Source organism: Verrucomicrobiaceae bacterium (assembly GCA_016713035.1).
Classification (GTDB): Bacteria; Verrucomicrobiota; Verrucomicrobiia; order Verrucomicrobiales; family Verrucomicrobiaceae; genus Prosthecobacter.
Window position 1 is genome coordinate 142,695 of the sequence record JADJPW010000001.1, and the last position, 12,922, is coordinate 155,616.

A 12,922-nucleotide genomic window follows, 5' to 3' on the forward strand; every position below is an offset into this window, starting at 1 on the left:
GGGCTTTAGGTTCTCGGTTCGCAGTTCGCTGTTCCCTGTTCGCTGTTCCCTGTTGTTTTTGGGGGCTAGGCGGCCTGCATGGCAGGTGTTTTCACAGAATCCAGCAGCTTGGTGATGATGTCGTCCACTTTCACCTGGGCGGCCTCGCCTTCGAAATTGAGGATGATGCGGTGACGCAGAGCTACGAGGGCGATGGCGCGGACATCATCGGTAGAAACAGCGGTGGCCCCATGCACAGCGGCCCACACGCGGGCACCTCGGATGAGCGACTGGAGCCCACGCGGGCTGCTGCCATAGCTGACGTAGCGCCGCACCTCTGGCAGCGCATCAGGCTGCTCTGGATGGGTCGCGAGCACGAGGCGGCTGGCATAGTGGGCCACGGGATCTGCCACCGGCATCTGCGCTAACTCACGCTGCATGGTGATGAGCGACTCGCCAGACACCAGAGTGTTCAGTTTGGGCTCCTCAAAGCCCGTCGTGCGGCGGGAAATCTCTACCAGAGAGTCTAAATCTGGGAACGGCACTTTGATCTTAAACATGAAGCGGTCGAGCTGCGCCTCTGGCAGCGGATAAGTGCCCTCCATCTCCATCGGATTCTGGGTAGCGAGCACGAAAAACGGCTCTGGCAGCAGATGGCGCTCCCCACCCGTCGTCACACAGCGCTCCTGCATCACCTCCAACAGCGCGGCCTGCGTCTTGGGCGTAGCGCGGTTGATTTCATCGACTAACAGCAGGTTTTTGAATACCGGGCCTTTTTCATAGCGCAGTGTGCGGTGTCCGCGCTCGTCCTCACCCACAATGTGTGTGCCCAAAATGTCTGCGGGCATCAAATCCGGCGTGCATTGCACCCGCCCCGGCTCCAGGCCGATCACCTGCGAGAGCGTCCGCACCAAGTAGGTCTTCCCCAAGCCCGGCACCCCCTCTAGCAGCACATGACCACCTGAGAAGATCGCAATGAGCACATCACCGAGCAGCGCATCGTAACCGACGATGGCTTTTTGCAGCTCCGTTTTGAGCTGGTGAAAGAGGGGGCGGAATTCAGACATCGGATAAAAAAATGAGAGACGGCGCATCACACCGCACCGCGCTGATTCTGCAACCTAATCCTCCAAATACACTGCATACACCCGCGCCATGCTCTGCGGCGGGAAATGCACCCTGAGGGCGATTTTTTGGCCTACGGGCAGCGATTTGGCAAAGGTGATGGGCACACGCACACCATTCGCACCTACCTCGGCCTCATAGCCGGCCAAAACATGGTCCAATGGATCTAGAAGCTGAATCTTCAGCGGCTGCTCCTTGGTTACACCGTCCACATTCAGCGCGATCCGCTGCGCCGCGAAGGCACTGGTGATGAAGAGCCCCTCCTCCTCCGCGACTTTTCGCGACAGGGAGCCAAATCCATCCCGTCGCAGCGTCGCGAGCCCGATGTCCATATCCTCCAGCACGCCACCCGTGTCCCAGTGTGAGTACCAGATCATCGTTTTGTCCCCCTCATTCACAAAGGCGTGCCCCTGCAGGATCGCCACATCATCCCACTCGCCTTCCCTGCCCCGTGGGATGATCTGAAAGCCCGGCACGGGCTCACGGAAATGCACGCCGTCATTGCTCATCACCAGCCCCAGATCGACTCGCACGCCGAAATTCCAGCTCTTGCCTTTCGGTGGAGCTTCTGCTGCATCCTGCCACATGCCGTGCAGACCGACGAGCACATTCCCCCGGTTCCAAATCCCAGCTCCCATGTGCATCTGGCGGCCTTTTACCGGCGGATTCACGAGCTGCTCCGGCCGTGCACAGGCCAGAGCTTTCGCCTTCGACCACGAGAGGAAATCTGGTGAGCGATATGCCAGCATGTCACGCCCGATGTCACTCCCATCTGCCCGCCATGACCACGGGCTAATGAGCTGCCCGGTGGCATAATAGAAGTCTCCAAAGCGATACAAACCGCTCACTTCAAAGCGCTCGCCACCCGCATTCACGGGTCGATCCCCGACGCATCTCCATCGCAGACCGTCCGCACTCGTCGCTGTGACGAATGCACCCCAGCGCCGCTCATTGGGGCCTATTTTACTGCGTCCGCCCTTCACTTCATCAAAGGGCATGTGTGCGATGAAGGCACATTTGTAGCGTTTTGCCGGATCTGGCTCCTCCGGCTCATAAAGCACGGAGAGGAAGTCATTCACGCGTGTCATGGAATGAGGATCACCCTCGATGAGGCAGATGTTGTTCTTCGTATTTCCACCGAACTCCACGAGTCCCAGCTCTGGCTTGGTCCATGTCACTCCATCTTTGCTCTCCGCATAGCACATCGGCCGCCACCAGCCCGGTGCCTGCCCCGCTTTGATCTCTGGCTCATGCATGCCGAGATACCACATGCGAAAGGTGCCCCCCTGCTTCATCACGGTGCCGTAAAGAATGGCATGGCCATGATCCGGGGCACCTGGTGGCCCACTGCGTAGCACTGGATTGGCTGGATGCTTTTGCGCCGTCTCTAGCGTCAGCTTCAAATTGTGCTGCCAAGCGATGTTTTGGTCATCAAAAGCGAAAAACACCTGCTCACCCGCTTGGCTGAAGCACATGGAAGCGATGAGGATGGAAAAGAAAATGGCGCTGGGCTTCATGGATACGGTCGGTGAGTGCTCCATCCAATACGTCTCTGTCCGTAGGTCTTCGTTTAGATATTCGTTCCTGTAAGCCAGTGATGTCCCTCCTGCCAGGGGCGGGCAGAGTTCTGCGTGGTGCATCAAAAGACCTTCTTCTGTGCATGCAGCACCCAGCGAGGAAGTCTGCACTTTGAACCTTGAACTTTAAATCTCGGACCCGATAGAAAGCGCATGCGTCCAGCTCCGCGCTCCAATCATCCCTCTCGCTCGAATCGTCCCCACCGACGCCCACCGCCACCTGCTGCCCCCGTGATGGCGGTGCCCGGCGCTGAGGCGTGGAAGACGCCCTGGGCGCAGATGAAGTATTTCTCCTTCAATCCGGCCGTTTACCCGAACATGCTCACTGCCGTCTCGCCTGATGCAGGGCCAGGCGACCTCGTGAATGTGTATGACAAGGAGGGAAATCGCTTTGGCACCGGTTTTTACAACGGGAAGGCCCGCGTACCACTCCGCGTGCTCGATCATCATCACGAGGACTTCGATGAAGCGGCGCTCGATGCACGCTTGGAGGCTGCGATCGACCTGCGGTTAAATACCTTGCGTCTCAATGACGTCTCGGATGCCTGGCGGGTCATTCACAGCGACGGGGATGGGCTTAGTGGCCTCATCGTAGATCGCTACGCGGACGTACTGAGCATCGAAGTGACCACCCTGGGCATCTGGCAGCGACTACGGCGCTGGCTACCCCGGCTGCATGAGCGGCTGGGCACGAAGCAGCACGTCATCGAAGTCGATCCCGACATCGCCCGCATCGAGGCCATCCGCCGAGCCGATGTGCCGGAGGCTGATGATGAGGCTCCGCGCAGTATCCGCATCCGTGAGCACGGCGTGCGCTATCAGGTGAGTTTTGAGGATGGGCATAAAACAGGCTTCTTCTGCGATCAGCGAGAAAATCGCGTTCGATTCGCCCAAATGGCCCGTGGGCACCGGGTGCTCGATCTTTGCTGCTACACGGGCGGATTCGCTCTAGCCGCCAAAGTTCTCGGTGGCTGCGAAGATGTGACGGGCGTCGATTTGGACGAAAAAGCCATCGCTCAGGCCAAAAAGAACGCCGATCTCAATCAAACCCGCCTCACCTGGACCCACGGTGACACCTTCACCTGGGGCCGCCAGATGCAGCAGAATGGCGAGCAATGGGACGCCGTCGTGCTCGACCCACCAAAACTCATCCACACCCGTGAACCGGAGGAAGCCCAGCTCGGCCGGAACAAATACTATGACATGAATGTCGTGGCCCTGAGTCTGCTACGGCGCGGGGGGCTCTTTGTGAGCTGCTCCTGCTCAGGGCTGCTGGATGTGGCAGAGTTTGAGGAGATCGTGATGCGTGCCGCCCACCGCAGCAAGCGCCGCCTCCAGATCCTCGACCGCCCCGGCGCAGGCGCAGACCACCCTGTGATGTCCAACTGCCCCGACGGCCGCTATTTGAAGACCCTGTGGGCCGTGGCGCTTTGAGGGCTCTGATTACAATTTCATTCTCCGCCTCAGCACAATCTGTTGCCAATCCGCCACTGGGATTTCACAAAACACGAGGACCGAGTGCGTCAAATCACAGCTCGATCTTCATCGCTGGTGGCGGCGTGAGCTTGAGCGTGGGTGGAGCGTCTTCGGGCTCGGCACCAGGATCGACTGGGATGGCTTTTTTCACTGGGGAGCCGTCTTCATTCACTGGAGCGGCCTTGGGCGTGGCCACAGCAGAGTTGTAGGGGTCCACTCCGATGACGGTGACACCTCGCATGCGCACCGGCTCGACATGGGCCCACTTGGCCCCTTCGGGGATCAATGAGGCATCGGGGGATGCTGCATCGAGTGCCGCACTCTGTGTGAAAGCGGCGATGTCCATGCCGAGTCCATCACCGGTGTGGGTGGAGCAGAAGCCGTCGATGATCGTGCCTGCGCGGACATATTCCATGTAGGTGTTACGCACGGATTTTTCGATCCCGTCGGGGCCTTTGACCTTCTCGTAGCAGTAGTCGGTGGCCCGCAGTCCACTCTGGCGGCAGAGCTCGACACGCTCTGCGACTTCTGGCGGGGCTATTTCCACGGCGGGATACGAGGCGGTGGCAGCATTGATGATTTCTGTCCAAGCAGGGAGCACGACTTTGCTGGAGAAGGCACCTGGGTAGATGGTTTTTTGCTTATCAAAGCCTGCCCATACTCCGCAGGTGACGCTGGAGGTGTAGCCGAGGAACCAGAGGTCTTTGAAATCGTAATGCGTCCCCGTTTTTCCTGCGACGGGGAAGTCCCCCAGCTTGTAATCCGTCACGGCGAGGCTGCCGGTCCCTGTGTGCAGCGCCTCGACGAGGCAGGTGTGCGTCTGATAGGCCGCGATGGGGTCCATGCTCTGCACGGGAGCCTGCTCGGCATCGGGGATTTGGAAGACGACATTGTCCTGCGCATCGGTGATGCGCTGGATGACGCGGAGCTTCTGCGGGCGACTGCCGAGAGTGGGAAAGTTCGAATAAGCGAGGCACATATCACCCAGACGGCACTCACTGGAGCCGAGGAAGAGATTCTGATACTCACTGAGGGTGGAGGAGATGCCGGCACGGGTGGCGGTGTCCTTCACGGCCTGCAGTCCTACTTTTTCCCCCAAGTTCATGACGGGGCTATTGCGACCACGGATGAGCGCATCCCGCAGGCTGACATCGGCCATGATGTGCTTTGGAGAGTCTTCTTCGGTGCCCCACTCGCCGAGCCAGCCTCCGTCACCACCGATCTGCACACGGCGATTGTCAAAGGGCATGGCACTCACCTTGGAGCCGGGATAAACACCGCGCTGACTGAAGGCCGCCGCATAGACAAATGGCGTGAAGGCTGTGCCCGCCGGACGGAGGCCATCCATGGCACGATTGAACTGGCTGTCGGCGAAATCACGGCTTCCGACCATCGCGAGGACGCTGCCGTCTTTGTTATCCATGACGAGGGCGGCTCCCTGGAGGTACTCGGGGCGCGGGCGGGGCGTGTCGGGGGCGATTTCTCCTTTGCGCAGCTTGGTAGTGTAGTCGGTGAGGATGGTTTTGTACTGGTCGTAGGTCTGGTGCTCGTAACCGGGGTGCTTTTCGACTTCCGCGAGGTGCTTGGTGATGGCGGACTCGACCTGACGCTGGAGGCCCTGGTCGATGCTGGTGTAGATTTTAAATCCACCGATGGAGGCCTTTTCCTCGCCAATGAGATTCATGACCTCCGAGCTGACGGTGTCAAAGATGCTGCTCTGACGCATATTCGCACTCTGAGGTGCCGTGGCCATGGGCTTGAGCTTCAGCTTTTCTGCGACATCGCGAGTGAGAGTGCCCTCGATGACCATACGCTCCAGCACATAGTTGCGCTCCTTGATGGCGCGGACGGGGTTTTTCAGGGGCTGGATGTTATTCGGGCTCTTGATGAGGCCGACGATGGTGGCTGACTCCTCTATGGTGAGCTCTTTCACGTCTTTGCCGAAGTAACCGCGTGCAGCGGCCTGGACCCCATAAAAATTCGCCCCGAAGAAGATGCGGTTGAGATACATCTCCAGGATCTCGAACTTGGAAAAGTGCTTTTCCAGCCGCTGGGCAAGGAAGGCCTCCAAGATTTTTCGCTTATAGCTCTTTTCCATGAGTTGGAAGGTCTGGCGGGCGAGCTGCTGGGTGATGGTGGAGGCCCCCTGAGTGACCTCACCAGCACGGAGGTTCAGCCACACAGCACGGGTGAGGCCGATGTAGTCCACCCCATCATGCTGAAAGAAGCGGCTATCTTCCTGGGCGATCAAGGCATCGATAAAGTGCTGCGGCACATCCTTGATCGCGATCGGCGTGCGATTGAGCACGTAGATACGGGCCAGCTCCTCCGCGTCGCGGTCATAGATGACACTGGAGGCTTCCAGCTTTTTGAGCTCGTTCAGGTCGAATTTTTCCGCCTCGATTCGTAGCGGGGCCATGATGACGCTGTAAACGCCAATGACCGCCACGATGCCGAGAAGGAACAGGGCGACGAGAGCGCTGAACCAGGCACGCTTATAAAATGGCAGTCGTAGGCCGGCTTCGCCGCGCCAATTGGACTGGGGTCTGAGTGCAGGATCGAATCCCTTCATGAAAAGTGGGTGGAGGTGCTAGTGGGCACGGATGTTAGGCCAGATTAAGAGGCTGGCAATGCCGGGAAAAGCGGAATGTCGTTTGCCGAAGCTCGATTCTGGGGCACTACCCGCCTCAGAATCCCATGACACGCCAGGACGCCGCCGCCATCTTTGAACGCATCGCCACTTTGCTCGAGCTAAAGGGCGAAAACCCCTTCAAAACACGGGCCTACCGCGCTGGCGCAGAGATCGTGGAGAGCTACAGCGGCGACATCATGAAAATGGCGGCTGAAAACCAGCTCGCAGGCATCAAGGGCCTCGGTGAGGCCCTCCGCGATAAGCTGCATGAGATGGCGACGACCGGAAAACTCGTGTTTTACGAAAAACTGCGATCCGAGTTCCCAGAGACACTTTTTGAGCTTTTTGACATCCAGGGCCTTGGACCGAAAAAAGTGGCCGCACTGCACTCGCAGCTCGGAGTGGGCAGTATTGCCGATTTGAAGCGAGTTTGCGAAGACGGCTCCGCTGCGGCGCTTTCCGGCTTCGGAGCCAAAACGGTGGCCAAAATCCTCGAAAGCATCGCTTTTCACGAACAGCACGCCTCTGAGTTCCGGCTCGATCAGGTCTATCCGGTGGTGCAGACCATGCTGGAGGCACTGCGTGAGCATCCAGCGGCCTCACGCGTGGAGATTTGCGGCAGTTTTAGGCGTGGAAAGGAGACCGTGCATGATCTGGACTTCCTAGTCGCCACCAAGCAGCCAGAGGCCGTCATCGCCGCTTTCGTCAAACTACCACAGGTGGTCGATGTCATCGCCCAGGGAGCCACCAAGGCCAGCGTACACGTAGAAAACGGCCTCCAGTGTGATCTACGAGCTGTTTCGAGCGCCGAATTCCCCTTTGCCCTGGCCTACTTCACCGGCAGCAAGGAGCACAATGTGGCCATCCGCGGGCGGGCACTCACGCAGGGGCTCTCGCTCAATGAATACGGCTTCACCGCCACGAATGATGGCGCGGCCCTGCCAGAGGTGCATGAAGAGCGGGATATTTACCGCGCACTCGGCCTAGACTACATCGAGCCTGAGTTGCGTGAGAACACTGGTGAGATCGACGCTGCCGAGCAGGGCAAACTACCACGCCTCATCGAGCTGGAGAATCTGCGCGGCGTTTTTCACAATCACAGCACCGCCAGTGATGGCCGTGCGACACTGCGTGAGATGGCAGAGGCCGCGCAGGAGCTCGGCATGCAGTACTTCGGCATCGCAGATCACAGTAAGTCATCCTTCCAAGCCAACGGCCTCGATGAAAAGCGCCTCCTGGCCCAGATCGACGAAATCCGCGCACTCAATGCCGAATACGAAGGCTTCCGCATTTTCACCGGCAGTGAGGTGGACATCCTCAAAGACGGCACGCTCGACTTCCCAGACGAAATCCTCGCCCAGCTCGATTACACCGTGGCCAGCGTGCACAACGTATTCAATCTGCCCGAGGCGGAGATGACCAAACGCATCATCAAAGCCATCGAAAATCCCTACATCACCATGATCGGCCACCTCACTGGCCGGCTACTGCTCCAGCGTCCGAGTTACGCTGTCGATGTCCCAGCCATTCTGGATGCCGCAGCCGCCACAGGCACCATCATCGAGCTCAATGCTAGCGGCTGGCGCCTGGACATGGACTGGCGCTGGTGGAAGCTCGCCCGCGATAAAGGCGTGAAATGCAGCATCAATCCCGATGCCCACAGCACCCACGGCTTGAAGGACGTCGTCTTCGGCATCCGCGCCGCCCGCAAAGGCTGGCTACGCCGTGAAGACGTCATCAACACCCTGCCCCTCGCGGAGGTGGAAAAGGCCCTCAAACTGAAACGCAAGTAAACTATCCCTAAGCTCTCCGCATGCCCCCGCCGCCGCCCCCACCACCACGCCGCCGCCCTTTACGCTCACAGGCGCAGCATTCGCATCCGCAGCCGCAACGTGCTGCAAGCAGCAGCGGCGCTCATCCACTGCGGGAGCATCGCACTTCCTGGGAGAAATCGGCCGATTGGTATGACCGCATCATCGGAGAGCGTGGCTCGGAGCTGTATCAGGCGGTGGTGATCCCGCAGGCGCTTCAGTTGCTCGCGGTACAGCGCGGGGAGCGTGCGCTGGATCTGGGCTGCGGCCAGGGTGTCTTTTGCCGTGCTTTGGCGCAAAAGGGCGCTGAGGTCACAGGCGTGGATGCCTCCCCTACCCTGATCCAGAAGGCCAAGACGTATCAGGTGCGGCCACCGGTGCGTTACTTGGCCCGCGATGCAGCCCACATCGCAGATCTAGGCGAGTACGATGCCATCTCAGCCATCCTCTGTGTGCAAAACATGGAAAAACTGGCCGAGGTGACGGCTGCGGCCGCGAAGGCTCTGAAACCCGGTGGGCGCATGCTCTGGGTAATGAATCACCCGGCCTTCCGCATCCCACGCCAGAGTGCCTGGGGTTTTGAGGACGATCGAAAAATCCAATACCGCCGCATCGACGCTTATAGCAGCGAGCTGAGCATCCCCATCGTGATGCATCCCGGCAAGCACGACAGCGAGAGCACCGTGAGCTTTCACCGCAGCATGGAAAGGCTCACGCAGGCAGGTTTCGCCGCCGGATTGATGCTCGGCGGCTTGCAGGAGTGGCATAGCCATAAAGAAAGCCAGCCAGGTCCCCGCGCACGCGCAGAGAATCGTGCTCGCAAAGAGTTCCCGCTCTTTCTTGCGCTGCTGTGGCGGAAGGTGTGAGCTTTTATGGAGGAGCGGACGCTGAAAACAGCCCGCTTGATTTCGACTACGCCTTCAGTGCCCAATCGAGCAGTGCCTGCGCATCTCGCCACACGCTGGACTCCGTGTCATTGAGGACAATGACGATGCGGCGGCGGCCATTGCGCTCGCCGGTGGCGATGAGGCAGTAGCCAGCGGCCTCGGTGAAGCCGGTCTTCATGCCGTCGCAGTCGCCTAGCGTGCGCAGGACGCGGTTCGTATTCGCGAGGTCGATGACTTTGCCATCGGGCTTTTTAAACTTGTAGGTCTGGAGCCTCACGATCTCGCGGATGTCGGGCATTTGATCTGCTGCTCGTGCGATCACGGCCAGATCGCGTGCGGTGGAGTAAGGTTGGTCCTCTGGATTGAGGCCTGGCAGGCCATGCGGGTTGATGAAATGGGTGTTTTGCAGGCCTAGTGCAGCCGCCTTCTCATTCATCTTCGTCACAAAGGCATCGAGCGAGCCAGCGTGATCGCGAGCGAGTGCCTGGGCGATGTCATTGCTGCTTTTGACCATCATGGCGGTGAGGAGCTGTCTGCGGGAGTATTTCTCTCCCTCTTTGAGGCCGAGTCGGACGGGTGAGCACTGCGTATCGCTCTTTTCGACGGTGACGATGTTATCGAGATTCCCATTTTCCACCACGAGCACGCTGGTCATGACCTTCGTGGTACTGGCGATAGGACCGCGCTTATCGGCATTCTTTTCAAAGAGCACATCCTCACCGCGTGCATCAATCACGATGCAGCGCTCGGCATGTATTTGTGGGATAGGGCCACGCAGATTCCGAATCTCGATCTCCTGCCGGACACGGCGTGTTTTCTCGATCTCATCGGAGAGCTGCTTTTGCAGCAATTCGACGGTTTTCTCCTTGGCGAGGATGTTGGTGCGCATCTCCTCCACTGCGTGTTTTTCTTTGGCGAAATCCGCCTCACGCTGAGCTACGGCAATGAGCTTCGCGGCGGCCTCCTCCTCACGCCAGAGGAGCTGCTGCTCACGCTTTGGGTCATCACAGCCCACGGTGAAAAGGAGCAGCACAAAAGCCGTCAGAAAGCGGACAGCGCGGTGATGGAATGGCGGGAATGGCATCGGAGCGGGGATCAAAGCTGCTGAAGAAGGTTTTTCAACTCGGCAACGGGCCATTGGCCAGGAGCGTTCGCCTTTCCGATATAGCCGTAATTGAGCAAACTGCCGCATTTTGCCAAAACTAGCCGCGAAACACGCCCCCATGGCCCCATCCCCATCACCGAGAGGCGCTGCCGGTTCGGTGCAGCGGCCAATTTCATGAGGCGGATCAGATCTTCCTGCGATTGCAGGAAAGTCGCGATTTTCACCGCATCCACACCGGCTGGCTGGCCATAGGAAATGGCACCAGAGAGCACTTCATCACTCGGCGTGATCTGAAAGTCGTGAAAGGAGCCCACCACAAAGGCACCCGCCGCGTGGGCATTCTTAATCGTCGTGCTCATCTCCTGGGCGCTGCGCAGCTCGATGTCGATCAGGGCTGCTAGGTCCAAAAGGGGCTCATACATCGCCGCACGAGCCACTGGGTCCTCTGGTGCCTGCCCCCCCTCCGCCGGATGACGGGCGGTGAGCAGCAGCGGGAGCGTGTTTCCAGCCAAACGAGCACGTAAATCTGCGGCAGAGAGCCCCAACAGATCGAGTCGCAGTTCCACGACATCACAGAGAGAATCGCGGTCAGAAACGGGCATTTCCATCAAGCGCTCCAGGGCATCCTGATCGGCCACCACACCCACGGCGAGGGGGCGGGATGAAAGGAGTAGGTTTTTCGATGAAAGGAGTTGTGGCATGAGCTAGATTGACTATAATTTCGAGAACACTAAGTAATTTCTAATCGTTAACGGATTCTACTTCGACTCATTTATGCTCGGCAGAAAGCAGGAAATCAATTTGCAGCTCACGGAGATCTTCGACTCCGCGATTCTGGCATTCTGCCTGTGGTTTAGCCACTACCTGCGAGATCGCGTCGTGCCGATCTTCATGCATGACGTACCCGCGATTCCCGGTTTCGAGGAATTCTACTGGGTGCTGGCCATCGTGCCACTCTTCACCCCCATCGCACTGGAGGCACGCGGCTTTTACTCCAACATCTACAACAAGACACTAGGGCGCAGCATTCGCCAGATGATCGAGGCATTGGTCATCATCGGCATGTTTGTGGGAGTCTGTGTGGTCTTCCTGCGCTGGGACGTGCCCAGCCGAGCAGTAGTCATCTTTGCTGTGGCGCTAGGAGCCTGTGCCCTGCTCCTACGGGAGTCCTGGCAGCGTGAGCAACTGCGCAAGCGCCTCCGCACCGGCAAAGGCCGTGACCGCGTCATCGTCGCAGGCGGCAGGCAGGACATCGAATCGTTTATCCGTGGCCTCAGTGGCGAGCAGAGTGCAGAAATCGAAATCGTCGATGAATTCGACATCACAGAGCGCCCTCCGGTGGAACTCCAGGCAGTGCTCAAAGAGCACGCCATCAGCCGTGTGCTCTTCGCCGTGCAGCATGTCCATTTTGGCCGTATAGAAGAGGCTGTGCAGGTGTGTGAAACCGTCGGCGTAGAGGCCTGGATCGCAGCAGACTTCTTCCAGACCGCCATCGCCCGTCCCACCTTTGACGTCATGGGGGGCAAGCTCATGCTCGTCTTCCACAGCACACCACAAGCATCCTGGGAACTGCTCTGCAAAGGAGCCCTCGACCGCATCGGTGCAGCCATCCTTCTCACGCTTTCCTTCCCCTTTTGGCTAATCGCCATCATCGGCATCCGCCTCGGCTCTCGTGGCCCCATCTTCTTCAAACAAGATCGCGCTGGCCTCTATGGCAAGAGCTTCACCATGTGGAAATTCCGCACCATGCATATCGATGCAGAGGCACTCCGCACAGAATTGGAGACACAAAACGAAATGGACGGCCCCGTTTTTAAGATCAAAGACGACCCCCGCATCTTTGGATTCGGACGCTGGCTGCGCCGCATGAGCATCGACGAGCTCCCCCAGCTCATCAATGTGCTACGTGGTGAAATGAGTCTCGTCGGCCCTCGCCCGCTCCCCGTCTATGAGATCGAGCGTATCGAAAAACACGCCCAACGCCGCCGTCTCAGCGTCAAACCCGGTCTCACCTGCCTCTGGCAAGTCACCGGTCGCAACGGCATCAAGAACTTCGATGAATGGGTCGCCCTGGACCTTAAATACATCGACAACTGGTCCCTCTGGCTCGACGTGGAAATCCTCATGAAGACCGTCCCCGCCGTGCTGCGTGGATCAGGCGCGAGCTGAGAGAGACTATTTTTCTCAGATCTTCATCACGATCGACTCGTCGCCCCTCTTTTTCGCCTACTTTGCACTACAGCAGCGGCCTTCTCCTAACTGAGACCTGAATCCGTGAGGTAAAAAAAACGCCCCAGCGTCGTGTCAGTCCGTGAAAACTCCGCGACTTC

Annotated in this window: 9 protein-coding genes; 4 read left to right on the top strand and 5 right to left on the bottom strand. The window is 58.8% G+C overall.

The window, feature by feature from the left end:
* Positions 1 to 65: 65 nt before the first annotated feature.
* Both IPK32_00595 and IPK32_00600 read right to left on the bottom strand, forming a co-directional pair.
* Positions 66 to 1,073 carry a MoxR family ATPase gene (locus tag IPK32_00595; GenBank protein MBK8090520.1) on the bottom strand — a complete coding sequence of 336 codons (1,008 nt, stop codon included), beginning with the start codon at positions 1,071 to 1,073 and terminating at the stop codon, positions 66 to 68.
* Positions 1,074 to 1,100: 27 nt separating this feature from the next.
* A complete protein-coding gene (locus IPK32_00600) occupies positions 1,101 to 2,621 on the bottom strand; it encodes a hypothetical protein (protein MBK8090521.1) in 1,521 nt (506 codons plus the stop codon).
* 213 nt (positions 2,622 to 2,834) lie between these two features.
* Between IPK32_00600 and IPK32_00605 the strand changes: the two genes are divergently transcribed.
* The gene (locus IPK32_00605; protein MBK8090522.1) at positions 2,835 to 4,115 is read left to right on the top strand and encodes a class I SAM-dependent rRNA methyltransferase; all 1,281 of its coding nucleotides are present in this window, start codon (positions 2,835 to 2,837) and stop codon (positions 4,113 to 4,115) included.
* Positions 4,116 to 4,209: 94 nt separating this feature from the next.
* Here IPK32_00605 and IPK32_00610 read toward each other — a convergent pair whose 3' ends face one another.
* Positions 4,210 to 6,729: a transglycosylase domain-containing protein gene (locus tag IPK32_00610; GenBank protein ID MBK8090523.1), complete on the bottom strand. Its 2,520-nt coding sequence runs from the start codon at positions 6,727 to 6,729 to the stop codon at positions 4,210 to 4,212.
* Positions 6,730 to 6,854: 125 nt separating this feature from the next.
* On the opposite strand from IPK32_00610, the gene polX reads away from it, so the two are divergent.
* Positions 6,855 to 8,582: a DNA polymerase/3'-5' exonuclease PolX gene (gene polX / locus IPK32_00615; GenBank protein MBK8090524.1), complete on the top strand. Its 1,728-nt coding sequence runs from the start codon at positions 6,855 to 6,857 to the stop codon at positions 8,580 to 8,582.
* Positions 8,583 to 8,602: 20 nt separating this feature from the next.
* Positions 8,603 to 9,466, top strand: coding sequence for a class I SAM-dependent methyltransferase (locus IPK32_00620; protein ID MBK8090525.1), 864 nt, complete (start codon positions 8,603 to 8,605; stop codon positions 9,464 to 9,466).
* A 46-nt stretch (positions 9,467 to 9,512) separates the two neighbouring features.
* On the opposite strand, the gene IPK32_00625 is transcribed toward IPK32_00620, so the two are convergent.
* The gene (locus tag IPK32_00625) at positions 9,513 to 10,571 is read right to left on the bottom strand and encodes a D-alanyl-D-alanine carboxypeptidase (GenBank protein MBK8090526.1); all 1,059 of its coding nucleotides are present in this window, start codon (positions 10,569 to 10,571) and stop codon (positions 9,513 to 9,515) included.
* Positions 10,572 to 10,582: 11 nt separating this feature from the next.
* Complete coding sequence (locus tag IPK32_00630) at positions 10,583 to 11,293, bottom strand: type I 3-dehydroquinate dehydratase (GenBank protein MBK8090527.1); 711 nt, start codon at positions 11,291 to 11,293, stop codon at positions 10,583 to 10,585.
* Positions 11,294 to 11,366: 73 nt separating this feature from the next.
* Between IPK32_00630 and IPK32_00635 the strand changes: the two genes are divergently transcribed.
* Positions 11,367 to 12,761 (top strand): sugar transferase, encoded by a 1,395-nt coding sequence (locus IPK32_00635; GenBank protein ID MBK8090528.1) that lies wholly within the window; start codon positions 11,367 to 11,369, stop codon positions 12,759 to 12,761.
* Positions 12,762 to 12,922: the final 161 nt, after the last annotated feature.